Origin of the sequence: Pseudomonas sp. G2-4 (genome assembly GCF_030064125.1) — a bacterium.
GTDB lineage: Bacteria > Pseudomonadota > Gammaproteobacteria > Pseudomonadales > Pseudomonadaceae > Aquipseudomonas.
In genome coordinates this window covers 3,824,876-3,845,613 of sequence record NZ_CP125957.1, presented here as the reverse complement: position 1 = coordinate 3,845,613, position 20,738 = coordinate 3,824,876, and the positions used below count along the sequence as shown (strand labels likewise).

17 protein-coding genes and 1 pseudogene are annotated in these 20,738 nt (G+C 61.6%); 8 read left to right on the top strand and 10 right to left on the bottom strand.

Annotation, left to right across the window (positions count from 1 at the left end; all coding sequences use genetic code 11):
- Window positions 1–139: 139 nt before the first annotated feature.
- A complete protein-coding gene (locus tag QNH97_RS16695) occupies window positions 140–643 on the top strand; it encodes an Xre family toxin-antitoxin system antitoxin (protein ID WP_502944545.1) in 504 nt (167 codons plus the stop codon).
- On the top strand, window positions 640–1,128 hold the full coding sequence (locus QNH97_RS16690) for an RES family NAD+ phosphorylase (RefSeq protein WP_283552996.1): 489 nt from the start codon (window positions 640–642) through the stop codon (window positions 1,126–1,128). Before QNH97_RS16695 ends, QNH97_RS16690 begins: the two co-directional genes overlap by 4 nt.
- 9 nt (window positions 1,129–1,137) lie before the next feature.
- Here the strand turns inward: QNH97_RS16690 and QNH97_RS16685 are convergent, their stop codons facing one another.
- The 3 genes and pseudogenes from QNH97_RS16685 to QNH97_RS16675 all read right to left on the bottom strand — a co-directional run bounded on the left by QNH97_RS16685 (window position 1,138) and on the right by QNH97_RS16675 (window position 4,046).
- Window positions 1,138–1,680 (bottom strand): hypothetical protein, encoded by a 543-nt coding sequence (locus tag QNH97_RS16685; protein ID WP_283552995.1) that lies wholly within the window; start codon window positions 1,678–1,680, stop codon window positions 1,138–1,140.
- Window positions 1,681–1,762: 82 nt separating this feature from the next.
- A pseudogene (locus tag QNH97_RS16680) lies at window positions 1,763–1,894 on the bottom strand (LuxR C-terminal-related transcriptional regulator); the annotation flags it as partial.
- Between the two features lie 379 nt (window positions 1,895–2,273).
- Window positions 2,274–4,046: a sigma-54-dependent Fis family transcriptional regulator gene (locus tag QNH97_RS16675; RefSeq protein WP_283552994.1), complete on the bottom strand. Its 1,773-nt coding sequence runs from the start codon at window positions 4,044–4,046 to the stop codon at window positions 2,274–2,276.
- Between the two features lie 291 nt (window positions 4,047–4,337).
- Here QNH97_RS16675 and QNH97_RS16670 point away from each other — a divergent pair, with 291 nt between their 5' ends.
- The 6 genes from QNH97_RS16670 to QNH97_RS16645 all read left to right on the top strand — a co-directional run bounded on the left by QNH97_RS16670 (window position 4,338) and on the right by QNH97_RS16645 (window position 13,421).
- Window positions 4,338–5,813, top strand: coding sequence for a benzaldehyde dehydrogenase (locus QNH97_RS16670; protein WP_283552993.1), 1,476 nt, complete (start codon window positions 4,338–4,340; stop codon window positions 5,811–5,813).
- 64 nt (window positions 5,814–5,877) lie between these two features.
- A complete protein-coding gene (locus QNH97_RS16665; RefSeq protein WP_283552992.1) occupies window positions 5,878–6,645 on the top strand; it encodes a coniferyl-alcohol dehydrogenase in 768 nt (255 codons plus the stop codon).
- Window positions 6,646–6,746: 101 nt separating this feature from the next.
- Entirely contained in the window at window positions 6,747–8,396 is a 1,650-nt protein-coding gene (locus QNH97_RS16660; RefSeq protein WP_283552991.1) for a DUF1302 domain-containing protein, read from the top strand.
- 15 nt (window positions 8,397–8,411) lie between these two features.
- On the top strand, window positions 8,412–9,773 hold the full coding sequence (locus QNH97_RS16655) for a DUF1329 domain-containing protein (protein ID WP_283552990.1): 1,362 nt from the start codon (window positions 8,412–8,414) through the stop codon (window positions 9,771–9,773).
- Between the two features lie 68 nt (window positions 9,774–9,841).
- Window positions 9,842–10,945: a WD40/YVTN/BNR-like repeat-containing protein gene (locus QNH97_RS16650; protein WP_283552989.1), complete on the top strand. Its 1,104-nt coding sequence runs from the start codon at window positions 9,842–9,844 to the stop codon at window positions 10,943–10,945.
- A 52-nt stretch (window positions 10,946–10,997) separates the two neighbouring features.
- On the top strand, window positions 10,998–13,421 hold the full coding sequence (locus QNH97_RS16645; protein WP_283552988.1) for an efflux RND transporter permease subunit: 2,424 nt from the start codon (window positions 10,998–11,000) through the stop codon (window positions 13,419–13,421).
- A 225-nt stretch (window positions 13,422–13,646) separates the two neighbouring features.
- Here QNH97_RS16645 and QNH97_RS16640 read toward each other — a convergent pair whose 3' ends face one another.
- The 7 genes from QNH97_RS16640 to QNH97_RS16610 are packed head-to-tail and all read right to left on the bottom strand — an operon-like array spanning window position 13,647 to window position 20,730.
- Window positions 13,647–14,720, bottom strand: coding sequence for a protein-glutamate methylesterase/protein-glutamine glutaminase (locus tag QNH97_RS16640; protein ID WP_283552987.1), 1,074 nt, complete (start codon window positions 14,718–14,720; stop codon window positions 13,647–13,649).
- Window positions 14,721–14,722: 2 nt separating this feature from the next.
- Entirely contained in the window at window positions 14,723–15,220 is a 498-nt protein-coding gene (gene cheD / locus QNH97_RS16635) for a chemoreceptor glutamine deamidase CheD (RefSeq protein ID WP_283552986.1), read from the bottom strand.
- Window positions 15,217–16,053 carry a CheR family methyltransferase gene (locus QNH97_RS16630; RefSeq protein ID WP_283552985.1) on the bottom strand — a complete coding sequence of 279 codons (837 nt, stop codon included), beginning with the start codon at window positions 16,051–16,053 and terminating at the stop codon, window positions 15,217–15,219. The genes cheD and QNH97_RS16630 overlap by 4 nt, the downstream gene beginning before the upstream one ends.
- Complete coding sequence (locus QNH97_RS16625) at window positions 16,050–16,586, bottom strand: chemotaxis protein CheW (RefSeq protein ID WP_283552984.1); 537 nt, start codon at window positions 16,584–16,586, stop codon at window positions 16,050–16,052. The genes QNH97_RS16630 and QNH97_RS16625 overlap by 4 nt, the downstream gene beginning before the upstream one ends.
- 39 nt (window positions 16,587–16,625) lie before the next feature.
- The gene (locus tag QNH97_RS16620) at window positions 16,626–18,284 is read right to left on the bottom strand and encodes a methyl-accepting chemotaxis protein (protein WP_283552983.1); all 1,659 of its coding nucleotides are present in this window, start codon (window positions 18,282–18,284) and stop codon (window positions 16,626–16,628) included.
- A 33-nt stretch (window positions 18,285–18,317) separates the two neighbouring features.
- Window positions 18,318–20,408: a chemotaxis protein CheA gene (locus QNH97_RS16615; RefSeq protein WP_283552982.1), complete on the bottom strand. Its 2,091-nt coding sequence runs from the start codon at window positions 20,406–20,408 to the stop codon at window positions 18,318–18,320.
- A gap of 37 nt (window positions 20,409–20,445) precedes the next feature.
- Window positions 20,446–20,730: an STAS domain-containing protein gene (locus QNH97_RS16610; RefSeq protein ID WP_283552981.1), complete on the bottom strand. Its 285-nt coding sequence runs from the start codon at window positions 20,728–20,730 to the stop codon at window positions 20,446–20,448.
- Window positions 20,731–20,738: the final 8 nt, after the last annotated feature.

The window sequence follows — 20,738 nt, the reverse complement described above, 5'->3', positions numbered from 1 at the left end:
CGGCACGCTCAGCTTCGTTTTACAACGTGAGGACAGACCGATGCCTGAAACCTTATACGGCAAGGCCGACGAACCGATTTGCCGCTGTCGCGACATTTGGCGCTATGATTACGTCAAATGTCGCAATGAGGTCAACGTTATGTCCGCAGCGAAGCAAGCAGACAAGCTAGCCGTCAAATCCACGGGGAAAACAGGTGCGGGGACGAGGGATGTCACCAGAAAGCCTACGGAGGTTCTGTTACATGGTCGAAAAAGTGATGAGCGCCTGCTGATTATCCGGTACGCGCAGGAAGGCTTTTACCTAAGCGACGTGAGGGACATGCTTTCTACGTCCACTCTGTACATGGAGCGCGACCTGGTTCAGCGCATTACAGGGAGATCCGTCAGAACCGTCCAGCGTCTCGCTAAGGAGACCAAGCCAATACGACTGAACCAGCATCAGAGTACGATTGCTTTCCAGTATGCCCAAACCCTGGAGCACGCCATCGACGTCTTTGGCAGCCAGCAGTTGGCTGAGGACTGGCTGAAAAAACCCTGCAAGTACCTGGATGGATACGTGCCATTGGAGCTAATCGACAACTCGCTGGGTTTTCAGGCGGTGGAGGATTACTTGACCCGCATTGAACACGGAGTTTATCAATGAATCCTTTGCCCTGGGACGGCCGATGGCACGCTTGGCGCCTTGACCGCGAGGTCTACAAGGATACGTGGGACAGCGGCATTGGGGCGCAACGAACCGGTGGCCGTTGGAATCCGCCTGGGCGGCGGGTCATCTATGCTTCGGCTGACCCGTCTACGGCCATTTTGGAAGTCGCCGCCCACCTGGGATTCGACGCATTAGATAGGGTGCCTCACCTACTGACATGTTTTGAAGTGCTGGATCCAGCGCTCATCAAAGTGGTTCAGGCCGAAGACGTACCGAACCCAAACTGGCTTGCTCCGGCTCGACCATCGCCTAATCAGCAGCAGTTTGCTGACGACCTGCTGGCGCAGTATCCCTTTGTACTGATTCCTTCGGCGGTGACTCAGCATTCCTGGAATCTGCTGGTGAGCTGCGATTTGGCGGCGGATCAGTTCAGGCTTGTCTCGCAGGAGCGGTTTGGCCTGGATACTCGATTGGTTAAGTGAGCGCCAGCCCTATTTTTTAACCCGATAATCCTGCCCCCAAACCCGCACCGAACTGATCGCCTCGTTCAACCCTTCAAACACAAACTTCTGCCGCACGGCCGTCTTCGGCGGAATGGTGACTTCATCCGGGTTTTCAAACCCTGCCAGCCTGTTGGCGTAACCGGCCTGGTCGATGGCGAGCAAGGCGCCTGTTTGGCCGAGGTTGATCAGGCGCAGTTGCGTGTCGGTGCTGTTCTTGAAGCCGAGGGTGACGCTGAAGGTGTCGTCAACGGGCTCCAGCTTCAGGACTTCGATGGAGACGCGGTCTTTCAGTTGCTCGTTGGAAGAAATGATCGCGGCGCCGTCGGCGCCCTGGGCCGATTCGCGGCCATCGAGCACGCCTTCGCTGACGCCGCCCAGCAAGTTCTTGCCAGCGGTAATGAAGCTTGAGACGGCTGCCTTGGTCGAGTCCTTGATGAGGCTGCCGTCTGTTGGTTCGCCTTCGGCAAAGCACAGCGAGCTGAGCAAGAGACTGGAGACGAGGAGGGTGGCGCGTGACGGCAGAGAGGTCATACCTGAGTCCTTGAGGGGTGGTCTGCAACATCGCCCATGAACAGGGCGAGCGGCATGATAGCCGTGATCACAGAGCACTTGTCTATAGGCCTCTAGTGTCCTTGAGTTTTTCCGACATCTTGACCAGCGCCGCCAACGAGTCCGCCTGCATCTTGCGCATCAACGACCCGCGCCGCACTTTCACGGTCACCTCGCTCAAACCCAGTTGGGCGTGGAGCCGCTGACTTTCTGTACTGATCCGCATTTTTCGTCGACAGCTGCCCCTGTAACCCATCCGATCCCCACCCCAGAATAATGCTGCGGTTCGGCTGTTGGGCGGCACACTTTTCTATCAGGAATGTTCATGACGAAGATGGCGATTTTTTTGGGTGGGTTCTTGGCGTTGACCCTTTTGATTGGCGTGCTTGCGACAATTTCCCCTGTGTGAGGCGGTTGCTGTTGTGGCGAGGGAGCTTGCTCCCGCTTGAGTGCGAAGCGCTCACAAAAAGGGCTGCTGCGCAGCCCAGCGGGAGCAAGCTCCCTCGCCACAGGGATCCAGGTAAACCTTAAGTGAGCGGCGTTATGGTCTACCCGAGGGTGGCGCCTCAGGAGGGTTACTCGGCCTGCGCCTGCTGATACTTTTTCAACCGATACGCAAACTGCGCACGACTCAACCCCAGCAAGCGTGCCGCCGCCGCCAGGTTGCCTTCGCTCTGTTGCAAGGCTTCGTCGATCAACCGCGACTCCAAGCCGTCAATGGAGAAGCCTTGTTCCAGCCGGGTCAAGGTTTCCAACAAGGCCGGGCGCGGCTGTGGGGCATCGGTCTTCTGGTCGAGCGCCGCCAGGCTGCCGTTGTCGTCCAGGGAGTACAGCTGCTCGGGTATTGGTTCGTTGCGAAACAGGTGGATCAGGTCAATGGCCTGGCCATCCTCGCTGGCAATCAAGCCGCGTTCCACCATGTTTTGCAGTTCCCGCACGTTGCCGGGGAAATCGTAGCGCAGCAACACCTTGAGGGCGCGCATGGTCAGCCCGGCGGGTTTGCGGGCGTAGTCCTGGCAGAAGCGGCGTAGGAATGCGTTGACCAGCAGCGGAATATCGTCGCGGCGTTCGCGCAGTGGCGGCAGGGTGATGGGGAAGACGTTCAGGCGGTAGAACAGGTCCTCGCGAAAGTCTCCCGCCGCCACCGCTTTGCGCAGGTCGACGTTGGTCGCCGCCACCACCCGCACATTGACCTTGATCGGCTGGCCCCCACCGACTCGTTCGATCTCGCGCTCCTGTAGAGCGCGCAGCAGCTTGCCTTGTCCCGGCAGGCTGAGGCTGGCGATTTCATCGAGAAACAGCGTACCGCCGTGGGCCCGCTCGAAGCGTCCGGGGCGTGAGTGCGTCGCGCCGGTATAGGCGCCGCGCTCGACGCCGAAGAGTTCGGCTTCGATCAGGTTGTCCGGGATCGCGGCACAGTTGAGCGCTACGAAGGGCGCCGCATGCCGTGGGCTGCATTGATGCAACTGGCGGGCAAACAGCTCTTTGCCGACCCCGGACTCCCCGCTGAACAACACCGTCGCCGGCGTGGGTGCCACGCGTTGCAAGGCGAGGGTGGCGGCATTGAACGCGGCGCTGGCGCCAATGGGCGTGAGGCCACCGATTTCCCCGTCGTCCTGTGGAACGGGCGCTGGCGCCGGGCGTTGCCGGGGGGCGAGACTGGAGGGCGATGCCGTGAGGTAGCTCAGGTCCTGCTCGACATCGCCCCATTGTTCGGCAGTCTTGCCCACCACTCTGCAGACCTCGTGACCCATCCCCCGGCATTCGGTTTCCCGGAAGATCACCAGGCGACCGAACAGGCCGCTGACATAGCCAATGGCATAGCCCAGTTCGGTCCAGCACACCGGGTCCTGGCCGATCCCGTAGGCGGCAATATGTTCGTCGGCCTCACACGAGTGATGCCAGAGGAACTCACCTTCGTAGAAGCCGGAGTCGGCATCGAACTTAAAGTGCAAAGGCTCGACCTTGGTCATGCCTTCGAGGGTGTGCAGGCGGGTGCCGGCAGAGAAAATCGCCGCGGCATCGGCGTCTGGCCAGCGCTCACGGATCAAGCGTGCGTCCCGTGCGCCGGACAGGTAGCCGGTTCGGGTAAACAGGCCCCGGGTTTGTTCCAGGCCCTGGCGATCGATGATCTCCCGCCGCAGCGCGCCGAACGATGAGCTGTGCAGGAGCAGCATGCGCTGGTCGTTGAGCCAGATGCGTCCATCGACAGGGGAGAAGAACAGGCATTCGGTCAGTTCGGCCAGGGTCGGTGAGTTGCCCTCGGTCAGTTGGGTGCTGTCCCCCCGTGGCGAGAAATGCTCCTCGGTGAGCGCAAGGCTGGGGAACAGCGAGTGGGGATTATTCATTGTTATGCCCCTGGGCGAGTTGACTGATCGAAATGATCAACTGGGTAAATAGTTATTAAGCATAACTTTATCATTTGAACAAGTGCCGCCAGGTCGGCCAGGCAACGGGCTTTTCGATCAGTCGTCGTGGGCCGCGCTGGAACCTTCAGGCCAGAGCCTTCACCCCCTAAAAAGCAGTGGCTTACCGCAAGTCGGCATGGCCCTTGCTCTAGCGCTTGGTAACGCACACGACCTCACCGCTTCAGCCAGGCGGCGTCGGGCGATAACAATCACAAGAGCCGGGAGGCCGAAATGTCGGTAAGTGAACCCTCTGATTTTCTGCGGGACGAGCTGTGGTACGAGCGCATCTTCAACGGCGATTGGATACGGCCGCTAGGTGGCACCAACAGCGTGTATGAGCCAGCCACCGGCGAGGTGCTGACCGTCACCGGGCTGGCGGATGCCGCCGATGTCGCCTTGGCCAGTCTTACCGCCGCGCGTGCCCAGCCGGCCTGGGCGGCGCTGGGGCCACGGGAACGGGCGGGCATCTTTCGCAAGGCGGCGGCACTGGCCCAGCAACACTTTGCCGAACTGGCGCTGTATATCGCCCGGGAAAGTGGCGGCAGCCTGTTCAAGGGTGAGCATGAGGTCCGTGAGGCGATTGTCTTGTTGCATCAGGCGGCCGGCCTGCTGTCGCAACCCCATGGCCTGGTGCTGCCCAGCGAGGCTGGGCGCTTGTCATATGCGCGGCGGTTGCCCCACGGCGTGGTCGGGGTGATTTCTCCATTCAACTTTCCCCTGGTGCTCTCCCTGCGTTCGGTTGCGCCAGCGCTGGCGGCCGGCAACGCCGTGGTGCTCAAGCCCGATCCGCAGACCCCAGTCAGTGGTGGTTACATCATTGCCCGGTTATTCGAAGCCGCTGGTTTGCCCAAAGGCCTGTTGCAGGTGTTGCCCGGCGGTGCACCGGCGGGTGAAGCGCTGTGTCGTGACCCGCATGTACGAATGATCGCCTTCACCGGCTCCACTGCGGCGGGCCGCAAGGTCGCGGAACTGGCGGGCCGTCACCTGAAGAAAGTGGCCCTGGAGTTGGGCGGCAAGAACTCGTTGATTGTGCTCGAAGACGCCGATCTTGACCTGGCCGCCAGCAATGCCGCCTGGGGCGCCTGGTTGCATCAGGGACAAATCTGCATGGCCACTGGGCGCATCCTGGTCCATGAGTCGATTGCCCAAGAGTTGATCCAGAGGCTGACCGATAAAGCCCGGGCAATCACCGTCGGCAATGCGGCTCGTGGTGAAGCGGTGTTGGGGCCTTTGATCAACAACCGGCAGCTGCAACGCGTGCATGAAATCGTCGTGGAGAGTGTGAAGGCGGGCGCAACACTGGAAGCCGGCGGCGAATTTGACCAGCTCTTCTACCCACCCACTGTGCTCTCAGGCGTACGCCCGGGCATGCGCGCATTCGATGAAGAGATCTTTGGCCCGGTCGCCACTGTGGTCAGTTTCGCCAACGACGAAGAAGCCATCCTGTTGGCCAACCGCACCGAGTACGGCCTGTCTGCAGGCATCGTTTCGCCTTCGGTCGGGCGCGCGATGGCGATTGGCGACCAACTCAATTGCGGCTTGCTGCACATCAACGATCAAACCGTAGCCGACGAATGCATCAATCCATTCGGCGGTCGCGGCAACTCAGGCAATGCCGGCAGCGTGGGTGGCCCGGCCGACTGGGACGAATACACGCAATGGCAGTGGGTGACGGTCAAGGATACCGCGCCGCGTTACCCGTTCTGAGGCAGACCGGCCGACGAGGGTGGTCGGCCCGTGGAATGAGTTTATAAAAATAAGAGGGCTCAACATGAAACTCGACAACAAGATTGTGCTGGTGACCGGGGTTTCCTCGGGGATCGGCGCAGCCACTGCCAGCGTGCTGCGCAGCCATGGCGCCCAGGTGATCGGGGTGGATCTCAAGGCACCGCACATGACCCTGGACGGTTTTGTCCAGGGTGACCTGAGCAGTGCCGAGAACATCGACCAACTGTTGCCGCAACTGCCGGCGCGAATCGATGGCCTCTGCAACATTGCCGGGGTACCGGGCACCGCGAATCCGCAATTGGTGGCCAAGGTCAATTACCTGGGTGTGCGCCACCTGAGCACTGCACTGCTGCCGCGTATCGCCGCGGGTGGCAGCATCGTCAACGTCGCCTCGATCCTGGGTGCCGAGTGGCCGTTGCGCCTGGCGTTGCACAAGGCGCTTGCGCACATCGAAGGGTTCGCCGCCGCGCAAGCCTGGCTCGCTGAGTACCCGGTACCGGACGAGACCTGCTACCAGTATTTCAAGGAAGCCTTGATTGTCTGGAACTACCAGCAGGCGCAACCATGGTTCCTCGAGCACTCCGTGCGCATGAACAGCGTGGCGCCGGGGCCGGTGTTCACTCCCATCCTTGGCGATTTTGTCAGCATGCTCGGCGAGGCCCGGACCCAGGCCGATGCCCATCGCATGAAACGCCCTGCTTATGCCGATGAGGTGGCCGCGGTGATCGCGTTCCTCTGCGCCGATGAGTCGCGCTGGATCAACGGCGTCAATCTGCCCGTCGATGGGGGATTGGCCTCCACCTACATCTGAAACACAGATCTTCAGACCGCGGCGCAAGCCGCTACCCAAGCGTGTTGGCTGGCGCCACGCATGCAAAGCCATGCCGAAAATAAAAATAATGAGGAGCTTCCATGGACAACGTTAAACAGTACTCAGGTTTCAGGCATTGCGCCCTGTTTGTGGCGTTATGCAGCGCAGGGGCAATGGTGGAAAGCGTCCAGGCCATGCAAATGGACCTGGGGGATACCGACTGGAAACTGCGTTGGGACAACACCATAAAATACAGCCAGGCCTGGCGCCTGCGGGGGCAGGACAGCCGCCTGACCAACGCGTCGACCGCCAACGGTCTGTACCCTTCGATCCAGAGCCAGGGCGATAAGAATTTCAGTCGCGGCCTGGTCTCCAATCGCCTGGACCTGTTCTCCGAAATGGACCTCAGCCAGAAGAACTATGGGCTGCGCGTGAGCGGCGCGGCCTGGTACGACGACATCTACAACAAGGACACCGACAGCAGCGAGCAGCCCCACTTCCTCAGCGAAACCCGCAAGCTCCACGGCCGTGACGCGGAAATTCTCGACGCCTTTGTGTTCCTGCGCGGTGACCTTGGCGAAGACTCCCAGGGCGTGGTGCGCGTGGGCCGGCACAGCCTCATCTACGGTGAAAGCCTGTTCTACGGCGGCAACGGTATCGCCAACGCCCAGGGGCCGAGCGATGTGGTCAAGTTGCTCAGCGTGCCGGGGACCCAGTTCAAGGAAATCCTGCGTCCGGTCAATCAGATTTCCGGGCAGTTGCAGATCAATCCGCAGTTGTCGGTGGGGGCCTACTATCAGTTCGAGTGGGAGCGCTCCAACGTCCCCGGCGCCGGCAGCTACCTGAGCGATGTCGATGCCATTGGCTACGGCAGCGGTCCGTTGCGCGAAGTGTTTGGCAACGACACCGTCAATGCCGGTGACTTGAAGGCGCGCAATTCGGGGCAGGGCGGTATGCAGATCCGCTACAAGCCTGACGGGACAGAACTGGAGCTGGGTTTCTACGCCGCGCAGTACCACGACAAAGCCCCGAGTGGCCTTTACGCCTACCTCGACGGTCCGGCCTCGGCGGCCACCGGGTTGCCGATCCTGGGTTCCTATCGCCAGGTCTACGCCGAAGACATCAAGACCGCCGGTGTCAGCTTCTCCACCGCGTACGGGCCGTTCAACTTCGCCGGTGAAACCTCCGTGCGCTGGAACGCACCGCTGGTCAGCAATCTGCAAGTGGTCGCGCCTGGCCAGGACGTCGATGGCGGTGACAATGAGTTGTTTGCCCGGGGCAAAACCGCCCACGCCAACCTGTCGGCGATTTACCTGTTGTCGCCCAATGCTTTCTGGGACGGCGGTTCTGCGCTGGCCGAACTGGCCTGGAACCGTACCTTGAGCGTGACCAAGAACGCCGCGGCCCTGGATTCCAACACCACTCGCGATGCCACGGCGCTGCGGGTGCTGCTGGAGCCGGCGTATTTCCAAGTGATGGACGGGATCGACCTGACCGTGCCGATTGGCATGGGCGTGGTACTCGATGGACGTTCCTCGGCCGTCAGCAAGGCGGGCTTCGGCAACACCCACTCCGGTGACTGGAGCGTCGGGGTCAAGGCGACCTACTTGCAGCGTTGGGACGTTGGCCTGAACTACGTGAATTTCTTCGGCGCGCCCAAAGCCGGGCTGCGCGAGGACGGCGATTTCAGTTATGGACAGTCGCTGGCCGACCGCGACTTCGTCTCGCTCTATGTGAAAACCTCATTCTAATAAGGTGGATTCGCCATGCAGAACAACACTTTACTCAACACCTGCCTCCTGACACTGGCCCTGGCCGGCGTGAGCCTGGCCCAGGCGGCGGCGCCGCCTGAACAGGTGGCACGCTTGAAGTCTGAACTCACGCCCTTCGGTGCCGAGCGCGCCGGTAACGCCGATGGCAGTATCCCGGCCTGGGACGGTGGCTATACCAAGGTCGTGGCGGGCTACAAACCGGGCGATAAGCGTCCCGATCCGTTTGCCGGCGACAAGCCGCTGGACTCGATCAAGGCTTCGAACATGGAGCAATACGCCGGCCAGCTGGCGGAAGGTACCAAGCTTCTGCTGAAGAAATACCCGGACTATCGGTTGGACGTGTATCCCACGCACCGCTCGGCGGCGGCTCCGCAATGGGTCTATGACAACACCGCCAAAAATGCCGGCCGCGCCACCTTGGACGTCGCGACCGAGAAAGTCAGCGGTGCCTTCGGCGGTATTCCGTTTCCGATCCCGGAGAACGGCGCGCAAGTGTTGTGGAACTATCGCTTGTCCTGGCAGGGGGCCGAGACCATCAGTGCCCCGTTTGATACGTGGCTGATGACCGCTGGTGGCAAGAAAGTCCAGGCGACCCGCGCCCTGTTCAGCTACCGGTTTCCCTACTACGCCGAAAGCGGCAGTCTGGAAAATTTCGCTGGCAAGTATCAGGTCGGCAAACTGCTGACCGAGCTGCCGTCCTCCAAGGCCGGTGAGGGCTTGATGACCCATTGGGACATGGACCCGGCCAACCGTGCGGCCTGGCAGTACCTGGTCGGTCAGCGCCGAGTGCGGCGGGCGCCGAACATCGCCTATGACACGCCGGACTTCGTCACCTCTGGCGTCGGTCTGTTTGACGAAGCGTTCATGCTGTTCGGCCCCACCGACCGCTATGACCTGAAGCTGGCGGGCAAGAAAGAACTGATCGTTCCCTACAACAATAATCGCGCCGGCCTGGTCAAGAGCGACGAGCTGGTCAAGCCGAACTTCCTCAACCCTGACCTGGTGCGCTGGGAGAAGCATCGGGTCTGGGTGGTCGAGGCCACGCTCAAATCCGGCAAGCGCCATGTGGTGCCGCGTCGGACCTACTACGTGGACGAAGACTCCTGGCAGATCCTGTTGGTCGACGGCTATGACGCCCAGGGCAAACTGGGACGGCAGATGTATTCGCTGACGCTGTTGGCACCGGACATGCCGGCCCTCACGTCCCAGGTCATGTGGGGCAGCTACAACCTTGATACCGGCGCCTACTTCCTCAACGCTTCAAGCAACGATCTGGCGGTCCAGTACCAGAAAATCGCCACCCCTTCGGCGTCCTTCTACACCCCGGATGCCATGGCGAACGAAAACATGCGTTGAACCAGAGAGCACCGTGGCGAGTGTGAAGCTCGCCACGGACGCTGGCGATTTTCCAAGTGGGATAAGACATGAACGTTGAACAATGCTTTGCGAGTTTTGGCCGACGCTGGGGAGCCTGTGTCCTGGCGTCGTGTCTGTTGGCCAATAGCGCCATCGCGGCACCGACCACGACGTTCGCCGCGCTCCAGCAATCGGCACTGGCGACGGCCAAGGCACCGCGGGCGGTGTTGCTTGGCTTGACCCGGGCCGGGGAGCGTCTGGTGGCGGTCGGCGAGCGCGGCATCGTGCTGCTCTCGGACGATTCGGGAACGACCTGGCGCCAGGCTCGCGTGCCGGTCAGCGTCAGCCTGACGGCGGTGCAGTTCGTCGATGCCGAGCAGGGCTGGGCGGTGGGGCATCTGGGTGTGGTGTTGCACAGCGAGGACGGCGGGGAAACCTGGCACAAACAACTCGACGGCCAAACGGCTGCGGCGCTGGCGGTACGCGCCGCGCAGCGGGATGCCGGGGAACCGGGCGGCGCTGACAACCTGCGCAAGGCGCAGCTTTTACTGAGCGATGGCCCGGACAAGCCGTTTCTTGACCTGTACTTCAGTGATCGGCTGCACGGCTACATTGTCGGCGCCTACAACCAGATCTATCGCACCGAGGACGGTGGCAAGAATTGGCAACCGTGGATGCAGCATGTGGACAACCCACAGGGCCTGAATCTGTATGGCATCCGTGCCTTGGGACATGACTTGCTGATCGTGGGGGAGCGGGGCCTGCTGTTGCGCTCACGCGATGCGGGGCAGTCCTTCCAAGCCTTGAAATCACCTTATGAAGGCAGCTTCTTCGGCTTGCTTGGCACCCGCAGCGGCGCCTTGATTACCTATGGTTTGCGCGGCAACGCCTGGTGGTCCGATGACCGTGGCGACAGTTGGCGTCGCCTTGACACCGGCATCGAATCGACCCTTGCGAGCGCCGTCGAACTGCGCGATGGCAGCCTGCTGATGGCCAGCCAGAACGGTGAGCTTCTGTTCAGCCACGACCAGGGCCGCAGCTTCGACAAACGACAGAGCCGCAGCGGCGGGACGATTGCCGCCGTGCAGCAGACCGTTGAGGGCAGCCTGGCCAGCGTCGGTTTGAGCGGCGTGGCCGCTGACCAGGATCCGCGGATATCCGGCAAACCTTGAAATTTCACGGTGTAGCACTATCGGGCCATGGCCCGTGCAGCAGGAGTCAGACTTGAAAGACGATAAAACTCAAACCGTGATCGGCCGCCTGGCGGACTTCGACCAGGCTTCGGGCAACTTCGCCGAGCGGGCGATCTTCAACCATCGACCGCTGGTGATCCTGCTGTGTCTGCTGGTGACCTTGTTGCTCGGCTGGCAAGCCACGCGCATCGGCATCAACGCCAGTTATGAGAAAACCATCCCGACCGGCCACCCTTATGTGGCCAACTTCCTGGAGAATCGCAGTGAGTTGAGTGGCCTGGGCAACTCGTTGCGGATTGCCGTGGAGGTCCGCCAGGGCAGCATCTTCACCAAGGACTACCTCGATACCCTGGTCAAGCTCAACGACGAGCTCTATCTGCTGCCGGGTGTCGATCGACCCTACATGAAGTCGTTGTGGACCCCGACGACCCGCTGGACCGCCGTGACGGAGGAGGGGCTTGATGGGGGGACGGTGATTCCCGACGACTACGACGGTTCTGCGGCCAGCCTCGAGCAGGTGCGCACCAACGTCGCCCGCTCTGGCGAAGTCGGTCAGTTGGTGGCGGGTAACTTCATGTCCAGTGTGATCTTCGTGCCCTTGCTGGAGATCAATCCGCAGACCGGCAAGGCCCTGGATTACGGTGATTTTTCCCGGCAACTCGAAGCCTTGCGCGACAAGTACCAGACCGATGACCTGCGGATTCACATCACCGGCTTCACCAAGATCGTCGGCGACCTCATCGAGGGGCTGACCCAGGTACTGCTGTTCTTTGTGGTGGCGGTGTTGGTGACCGTGGTGGTGCTTTATGGCTACACCCGTTGCGCGCGCAGTACCCTGGTGGTGGTCACCTGTTCGCTGGTGGCGGTGCTGTGGCAGCTGGGTTTGCTCGCCATCCTCGGTTATGAACTGGACCCCTATTCGGCGCTGGTGCCGTTTCTGGTGTTCGCCATCGGCATGAGCCATGGCGCGCAGAAGATGAACGGCATCATGCAGGACGTCGGTCGTGGCACCCACCGGGTGGTGGCTGCGCGGTACACCTTCCGCCGGCTGTTCGCCGCCGGCATGACCGCGTTGCTCTGCGATGCGGTGGGTTTCGCCGTGTTGCTGCTGATCAATATCCGCGTCATCCAGGACCTGGCGGTCACCGCCAGCCTTGGCGTGGCGGTGTTGATCTTCACCAACCTGATTCTGCTGCCGATCCTGCTCAGCTACATCGGTGTCAGTCCGGCGGCGGCACAACGCAGCCTGCGTTCGGAAACCGCCGAGTTGCAGGCCCGGACCAAGCATCCCTTGTGGCGTTTTCTCGATCTGTTCACCCAGCGGCGCTGGGCTATCGGCGCCATGGTCGGTGGGCTGTTGCTGGCCGCGTTCGGTTTCGCCGTGAGCCTGCATCTGAAGATCGGCGATCTGGATCCCGGTGCCCCCGAGTTGCGGGCTGATTCGCGCTACAACCGCGATGCACTGTTCATGACGCGCAACTATGCGGCCAGCTCGGACATCTTCGTGGTGATGATCAAGACTCCGGAAGATCAATGCACCCGCTACGCCAGCCTGTCGGCGGTGGACGCGCTGGCCTGGCGCCTGGAGCAACTGCCGGGCGTGGAGTCGACCACCTCCATGGCGGCGCTGAGCAAGATGGCCACGGTGGGTTACAACGAAGGCAGCTTCAAATGGTTCGAGCTGATCCCCAATGACGGTGCGTTGGGCGCGGTGCAAACCCGAGCGCCGCGGGAGCTGTTCAATCAGGGCTGCTCGATGTTGTCGCTTTACGTTTACCTGGCCGACCATAAGGCCGATACCTTGAACCGGGTGGTGGAAGCCAGCGAACAGTTCATCGCCGAACATCAGGTCCCGGAGGTCAAGTTCATGCTCGCCGCCGGCAGCGCCGGGATCGAGGCCGCGACGAATATCGTGGTGAAGAAATCCATGCGCGAGATGTTGTTCTGGGTGTATGGCGCGGTCAGCCTGTTGTGCCTGGTAACCTTCCGCAGTTGGCGCGCGACCCTCTGCGCGGTGCTACCGCTGATGCTCACCTCGATTCTTTGCGAGGCGCTGATGGTCGCCTTGGGCATGGGCGTAAAAGTCGCGACCCTGCCGGTGATTGCCCTCGGCGTGGGCATCGGCATCGACTATGCACTCTATGTGTTGAGCGTGATCCTGGCGCGAATGCGCGCCGGCGATACCTTGGCCCAAGCCTATTATCAATCGCTGCTGTTCACCGGCAAGGTGGTGTTGCTGACCGGCATGACGCTGGCGGTGGCAGTCTCGACCTGGGCCTTCTCGCCAATCAAGTTCCAGGCCGACATGGGCATCTTGCTGGCCTTCATGTTCCTGGTGAACATGCTGGGTGCCTTGATCCTGCTGCCGGCACTGGCGTGGCTGTTACTGCCGCAGAAGGTCTTTGCAAAAAAGCCTGAAGCGAGCCGGCTCAAGCAGTTGGTCAAGGAGCACTGAGTGGTCAGGATCGTGGCGAGGGAGCTTGCTCCGCTGGGTCGCGCAGCGGCCCTAAAACTCGGCGACGCGGTGTATCAGGTTGATTGAATGGCCATTGAGGGGGCTGCTGCGCAGCCCAGCGGGAGCAAGCTCCCTCGCCACAAAGGCATTCCGGTCAGGCTGGGGATTTGTTCGAGGCTGACACTGATTCGAGAGCCCCTTCACCGCGCCGCGTGTCAGTCCTCGCTACCGATGCAAAATCACTTGGGCAATCTCCTGCAACCCCATGACCCGTTGCGCGGCGTTGAGTTTGATCGCTTCCTTGGGCATGCCGAAGACCACGCAGCTGGCTTCGTCCTGGGCCACGGTGGTGCTGCCAGCGTCGAGCATTTCCTTCAGGCCGCGGGCGCCGTCGTCGCCCATGCCGGTCATGATGATGCCGGTGGCGTTGCGGCCGGCGAACTTGGCCACTGAGCGAAACAGCACGTCCACCGAAGGGCGATGGCGGTTGACCAGGGGGCCGTCCACCACTTGCACGTGATAGAACGCGCCGCTGCGGGTCACCATCATGTGTTTGCCGCCAGGGGCGATGAGTGCCAGGCCGGGGTGGATGCGGTCATTGTTGCGGGCTTCGCGTACCTCGATCTGGCACAGGCTGTTGAGCCGGGCGGCGAACGAAGCGGTGAATTTTTCCGGCATGTGCTGGACGATGACGATGCCCGGGCACACCCGCGGCAGGGCAGTCAGCACCGCTTCCAGGGCCTGGGTGCCGCCAGTGGAGGTGCCGAGGGCGACAATACGTTCGGTGGTCTGCGCCATGGCATGGCCATTGGCGGCGGGTAGCATGGCGTCGGCAGTCAGTTTGGTGGCTGGCGTCAGCGCGACCGGGGCGGGGCGCTTGCCGAGGTTGCGGACATTGACCTGGGCTGCGGCGCGGATCGCCGAGACCAGTTCCGGCGCCGACTCCAACAGGAAATTCTTCAGCCCTGTGGTGGGCTTGGTGATGATCTCCACCGCGCCGGCAGCCATCGCCTGCAACGTGGTTTCCGCGCCCTTGGGCGTCAGGGAAGAACAGATCACTACCGGCGTGGGGCGCTCGCTCATGATTTTTTTCAGGAAGGTGATGCCATCCATGCGCGGCATTTCCACGTCCAGCACGATCACGTCGGGCCATTCGCGGGCCAGTTTGTCCATGGCAAAAATCGGATCGGAGGCAGCACCCATGACATGGATGTCCGGCGTGTCGCTGAGGATTGCCAGCAACACCTGGCGCACCACCGCGGAGTCATCCACCAGCAATACATTTATCTTTTTTGACATGGTTAATGCCGGGTCCTTATTGGTTGGTGCCTGACCCATACGTCGCCAGTGCAAAGGTCGAAGATGATGCTTCGGTGACCGGTACTGCCCATGTCCTGGGCGATCAGGTCGAGGCGATAGAGCGCGGCGATTTCCAGCGCGGCGTTGACGTTCAACCGCGCCACATCGCCATAGGGCACATGGCGTTGCAGCTCGGGGAACATCTCGCCGCCGCCGAACAGCTTGAGTTGGTAGTCCTCGGGCTCGGTGTGATGGGCCCTGGCCTGGCGGATGAACAGTTCAATGGCTTCGTCGGCGTACAGGCCGTTAAGGGCCGTAGAGCAGCGCACCCGGCTGGGCAGCATGAAATGGCACATGCCGCCGATCTTGCGTGTCGGATGCCACAGGGTGACCGCCACGCACGAACCGAGGATGGTGCGCAAGCGGGTCGGGCAAGTGGCAAAGCGAAACTCCCCCGGCGCCAGGTACACCTCGGCCACTTCCATCATCGCGACGCTCATGGCTTGCGATAAATCGAGGGAGCCACCAGTTTCAACGCATCGGATACGCCGTTGAGGCTTTCCGAGTGGCTCACGATGAAGTACCCGCCGGACTTGAGCCTGGGGAGCAACCGGGCGACCACTTTGCTTTTGGTGGGCTGGTCGAAATAGATCATCACGTTGCGCAGGAAGATCACATCGAATTCACCCAGCTCCGGCAAGGTGTCGTTGAGGTTGACCTGGACGAAATTGACCCGGCTGCGCAACGTCCGGTCGATGAGGAACGTGCCTTGCTGGCTGCCGGTGCCCTTGAGGCAGTATTTCACCAGCAGTGGGTGGGGCAGGGTACGCGCGCGCTCCATTGGATAATGCCCGGCGCGGGCCTTGGCCAGCACCTGGCTGCTGATGTCCGAGCCGATGACTTCCCAGGGCGTGGTGCCCAGCCCTTCGGCCAGGGTCATGGCCAGACTGTAGGGCTCCTCGCCCGACGAACTGGCCGCGCTCCACAGGCGAAAGACCTTGCCTGGGGCCGCGTGGGGTAGCACCTGCTGACGGAGGAAGTCGAAGTGCTTGGGCTCGCGGAAAAAGTAGGTTTCGTTGGTGGTGAGCAGGTCCAGCGCCACCTGTAACTCATCGGTGCGCTGGCCGTTCATGATCAGCTTGAAATACTCGCCGTAGCTGCTCAATTCGTAATGCTTGAGGCGCTTGAACAGACGCCCGGCCACCAGGGCTTTCTTGGCCGGTGACAGGTTGATGCCCGCGGCCTGGTACAGCCAGGATTGAAACTGGCCGAACTCTCGATCACTGAGCGCCAGTGAGTTCGCAGTGCGTTCCTTGCAAGCGTCAGCGTTCACAGGGCGTCAACTTCCAACCCGACCGGGCTGGCTTCTGCGAGTTGGGACATTTCGTCGATGGACAGCACCCGGCCCACCTCCAGCACGATCACGAATTTTCCGTCGACCTTGGCCATGCCGCTGATGAAGTCGGCGCGGATCTTCGCTCCGAAACTCGGCGGCGGTTCGATTTGCGAAGCCGGGATTTCCAGCACGGCCGAGACCGTATCTACCAGCAGGCCAATGTCCTGGGCGTGTCCTTCTTCGGTGTTGGCCTCGATGATCACCACGCACGAACGCCGAGTGATTGCCGAGTTCTGCCGACCAAAACGGGCCGACAGGTCCACCACCGGCACAACCGCGCCACGCAGGTTGATCACCCCGCGCACGAAGGTCGGCATCATCGGCACCACCGTGAGGTTGCCGTACTCGATGATTTCCTTGATGCACAGGATGCCGATGGCAAACATTTCCGTGCCGAGCATAAACGTCAGGAATTGCGCTTCTTCCTCAACCGCGATGGCGGCTTGACGTGTGGTCGCGATGGCGCCCATGCCTGTATCTCCTTTAAGCGAGCCTGTGGGAACGAACCGTCAGAACCGAGTGAATTCGGATTCGTCCGGCGCACTGGCCATGGTGTAGGCAAATGCCTTGGGCGCGGCGGGCGCGGCGGTTCGGGCGGGCTTGCGGCTGGACGGCCCCGGCGTGTGGTCCATCCTCAAAGGCTGGCTGGCCGTTTTGGGCGGTGTGTCCAGGGTGAAGAAGCTCATTGCCTGTTGCAGTTGTTCGGCCTGGCTGCTCATTTCCTCGGCGGTGGCGGCCAGCTCTTCGCTGCTGGAGGCGTTCTGCTGGGTCACTTGGTTGAGCTGGGTCATGGCGGTGTTGATCTGCGCCACACCGGCAGCCTGTTCTTCGGAGGCGGCGCTGATTTCCTGCACCAGGTCCGAGGTCTTGTTGATGGACGGGACCATCTCGTTGAGCAAGTGCCCGGCCTTTTCGGCCATGTCGACGCTGCTGGACGACAGCTCGCCGATTTCCTGGGCGGCCACCTGGCTGCGTTCAGCCAGTTTGCGCACTTCAGCGGCGACCACGGCGAAGCCTTTGCCATGCTCGCCGGCGCGGGCGGCTTCAATGGCCGCGTTGAGCGCCAACAGGTTGGTCTGGTAGGCGATGTCGTCGATGATGCTGATGCGCTGGGCGATCTTCTTCATCGCCACCACGGTCTGCTGCACCGATTCGCCGCCGTCGGTGGCTTCCTTGGCGGCCTTGCTGGCCATGCCGTCGGTGACCTTGGCGTTCTCGGTATTCTGGTTGATGCTGGCGCTCATTTGCTCGATGGACGCGCTGGTTTCCTCGACGCTGGCCGCTTGCTCGCTGGTGGCCTGGCTCATGGATTGCGCGGTGGCACTGACTTCTTCCGAAGCACTGGCCAGGTTATCCGCGGCGTTACGCACTTCACCGATGATATGGGACAGCTTGCCCACCATATTCTGCATGGCGCTGAGCACCATGCCGGTTTCGTCCTTGGAGCCGCCTTCGATTTTCGCGTTCAGGTTGCCTTCGGCCAATTGCTCGGCGACGGCCGCAGCCTGTTTCAAGGGGCGGGAGATGATCCGCGAAACGAACAATGCCAGGCCCACGCCCACCAGGAGGGCGGCGATCAGCACGGCAATAATCGACAGGCGTGATTTTTCGAACAGCGCTGCGCCATGCTCGCTGGCCGCGCCAGCGCCGGCATCATTGAGCTCTACCAGTTTTTGCAAGTCGGCTGTCACGAGATCGAATTGACGCTTGGATTCGCCCTTGAGCAGTGCATGAGCCTGTTCTGTCAGGTTTTGCCGAGACAGGGCAAAAAGGTCCTTGCTGACCACGAGATAAGCCGCCCAATCATTGCGGGTGGTTTCGAAAAGCTGGCGGTCTTCGGCGTTGGAGACCAGTTTTTCATAGATCGCCAGGCGTGTTTCAAAGCCTTTTTTGGCTTCTTCGGCTTCCTGCTCGACGGTGGCGCGTTCCTGTTCGGAATCGGCGGTAATGTGACGGTTCTCCTTGAGACGATAGTTCGCCCCATAGAAGCGCATACCCGAGGCGGCACGCATGGAAGGCATCCAGTTTTCCCGGATCTCGACGGTGGTGCCATTGACCTCGCCCAGTTGGATAATCGAGAACACCCCCATGACGGCGGTCAGCGCCAGCACCACAAGAAATGAAGTGATCAGTTTGGTGGCGATTCTAAGATCGTAGAACCATTTCATTGGGAAGTACCTCTCCATGGAATTGCTAAAGCGTCAGCGAGCAGTGGCTTGTTGTGGTTGAGTTGAGGTGTAGCGGTTTTCTATCTGTACGATCTGGCTGAGCAGGGCTGGTACGTCGAGAATCAACGCCACGGCGCCACTGCCCAGGATGGTCGAGCCGCTGATCCCGCGCAGTGCGCCGAACAGCTTGCCCAGGGGTTTGATGACGGTCTGGAATTCACCCAGCAAGTCATCCACCACCAGCCCGGCCTTGAGTTCGGCGTAACGCACCACCACCACGTTCTGCCGGCGCGAGGCCGGTCCTTCGTGGTTGAAGTGATCGCGCAGGTACACCAGGGGCAGTACTTCGCCGCGCAGGTCGAGATAGCCTTGCTCGCGGCTGGCAACCCCGTCGTCTTCGCTCAGCTCGATGCATTCCTGGACCATGTCCAGCGGAATGACATAGGTGGACTGGTCGATGCCCACCAGAAAACCATTGATGATCGCCAGGGTCAGCGGCAGGCGGATGCGCACCACGGTGCCCTTGCCCGGTTGGCTGTCCAGGTCGACCGTGCCGCGCAGCAGGGTGATGTTGCGCTTGACCACGTCCATGCCCACGCCCCGTCCCGAAAGATTGGTGACGGCCTGGGCGGTGGAGAAACCGGGTTCGAAGATCAGGTTGTAAATCTCTTGGTCGGTCGGGCTCGCGCCGGGGGCGACCAGGCCGCGTTCCTGGGCTTTTTCCAGGATCCGGTCGCGATTCAGGCCGGCGCCGTCGTCGGCGATTTCCAGCACAATGCTGCCGGAGTCGTGATAGGCGTTGAGGTGCAGGTGGCCCTTGACCGGCTTGCCGGCCGCCAGCCGAGCTTCGGCGGTTTCGATGCCGTGATCCATGGCGTTGCGCAGCAAATGCATGAGCGGATCGCCGATTTTTTCCACCACGGTCTTGTCCAGCTCGGTTTCCGCGCCACTGATGATCAGGTCGATGTCCTTGCCCAACTCCTGGCTGACGTCGCGCACCACCCGACGGAACCGATTGAACGTTTCGCCGATGGGGATCATGCGCAAGCGCAGGGCGCCATCGAGGATTTCCTCCACCAGTGCCGACACCGTCGAGGTGGACTCCTGCAATGGGTCGTTATTGCAGGTGCGTGCCAACAGGCTGGCACCGGCACTGGCGATGACAAGCTCACCGACCAGGTTGATCAATTCGTCCAGCTTGTCGGCGTTGACCCGCACATAGGCGCCGTCCTTGGCCTTGTTTTCGCCCTTGTCCGATACCTGGGCGGGCAGCCGTGGCGTCGAGCGTTGGTCGGTCATCAATTCTCCGGTGGTCACCATGGCGGTGCTTTCGGCGCCGTCTTCTTGGGGCTGTGCAACCAGGCTGGTGCCAGTCGGCATGGCTGGATCGTCGATGGCGCAAATTTCAATCGTGCAGTCTTCGCGGACGAAGTCGAACACTTCATTGAGTGCCGCGTAGGAGGCCGTCGAGCGGACCTCCAGTTCAAAGCCCAGGTAGCAGGACTCGGCATCCCATTCTTCGAGCGAAGGCAGGGTGTCGGTCAGCGTGGTGATCTCGACGATTTCACCGAGGGTTTGCAGGTAGCGCAGGAACGACAAGGGGTCCATGCCGTTGCGGAAGACCTCCCGGCCGAACCGCAGGGAGATATGCCAGAGGCGCGCTTCGCCAGGCTCGGTCGCTTCGGTTGCGGCGGCCTGTGCGGGCTTGGCGTCCGGCGCCGACGGCGGTGCCTGATATTCCTGCAGGATCTGACACAGCTCCATTTCCCGGGCCAGGGCAGGGGGCTGCAAGGTCGAGCCCTGGTTGGCGACCACGTCGATCAGCTCGAGCATGTGATCCCCGGACTTGAGCAGCACCGCGATCAGGCCAGGGTCGACTGCGACGCTGCCGTCACGCAGCCGATCGAGCACGTCTTCGACGATGTGGGTAAAGCTGACGATCGGTTCCAGGCCAAACAGTCCGGCCGAACCCTTGATCGTATGGGCCGCCCGGAAGATCGCGCCGATGGCGTCATCGTCTCCTGGGTCGGTTTCCAGTTGCAACAGGGACTCTTCCATCGCCTGCAACTGTTCCCGAGCCTCGACGATGAACGTTTGTTGTGCCTGATCGAGATTGATGCTCACGCTCATATCCTTTGTCGTGTCCGGCGTAACGGGGGCTCTAGGCAACCAGGTTGCACAGGGCAAGTGTTTCAGTGACGGCTTTGCTGTGACCAGTCAGCGTCAGTCGAGTCCCCGCCTTGGGTGCCTCGCGCTGGACCATCATCAGCAGTTGCAGGCCGGCACCGTCCATCTCCGTGATCTGCGACAGATCCAGTTCCATGTGGGCCGTCGCTCCCAGGCGCGGCAGCAACTGCGCAGCCAGGTCCGCCGCGGTGTAGATCGTCAGCTCGCCGTCGATGTGAACCTGCGCGGTGTCATCCATTGTTTCGTACAGCAACGGCATCACAGCCT

Bases quoted from the DNA above. Each gene is read 5' to 3' on its own strand.
- cheD (WP_283552986.1), bottom strand. From the start codon at position 15,220: ATGAGCGTCGCGATGATGGAAGTGGCCGAGGTGTACCTGGCGCCGGGG.
- QNH97_RS16660 (WP_283552991.1), top strand. From the start codon at position 6,747: ATGGACAACGTTAAACAGTACTCAGGTTTCAGGCATTGCGCCCTGTTT.
- QNH97_RS16695 (WP_502944545.1), top strand. From the start codon at position 140: ATGTCCGCAGCGAAGCAAGCAGACAAGCTAGCCGTCAAATCCACGGGG.
- QNH97_RS16650 (WP_283552989.1), top strand. From the start codon at position 9,842: ATGAACGTTGAACAATGCTTTGCGAGTTTTGGCCGACGCTGGGGAGCC.
- QNH97_RS16620 (WP_283552983.1), bottom strand. From the start codon at position 18,284: ATGAAATGGTTCTACGATCTTAGAATCGCCACCAAACTGATCACTTCA.
- QNH97_RS16690 (WP_283552996.1), top strand. From the start codon at position 640: ATGAATCCTTTGCCCTGGGACGGCCGATGGCACGCTTGGCGCCTTGAC.
- QNH97_RS16665 (WP_283552992.1), top strand. From the start codon at position 5,878: ATGAAACTCGACAACAAGATTGTGCTGGTGACCGGGGTTTCCTCGGGG.
- QNH97_RS16670 (WP_283552993.1), top strand. From the start codon at position 4,338: ATGTCGGTAAGTGAACCCTCTGATTTTCTGCGGGACGAGCTGTGGTAC.
- QNH97_RS16610 (WP_283552981.1), bottom strand. From the start codon at position 20,730: ATGCCGTTGCTGTACGAAACAATGGATGACACCGCGCAGGTTCACATC.
- QNH97_RS16640 (WP_283552987.1), bottom strand. From the start codon at position 14,720: ATGTCAAAAAAGATAAATGTATTGCTGGTGGATGACTCCGCGGTGGTG.
- QNH97_RS16685 (WP_283552995.1), bottom strand. From the start codon at position 1,680: ATGACCTCTCTGCCGTCACGCGCCACCCTCCTCGTCTCCAGTCTCTTG.
- QNH97_RS16625 (WP_283552984.1), bottom strand. From the start codon at position 16,586: ATGGGCGCCATCGCGACCACACGTCAAGCCGCCATCGCGGTTGAGGAA.
- QNH97_RS16655 (WP_283552990.1), top strand. From the start codon at position 8,412: ATGCAGAACAACACTTTACTCAACACCTGCCTCCTGACACTGGCCCTG.
- QNH97_RS16675 (WP_283552994.1), bottom strand. From the start codon at position 4,046: ATGAATAATCCCCACTCGCTGTTCCCCAGCCTTGCGCTCACCGAGGAG.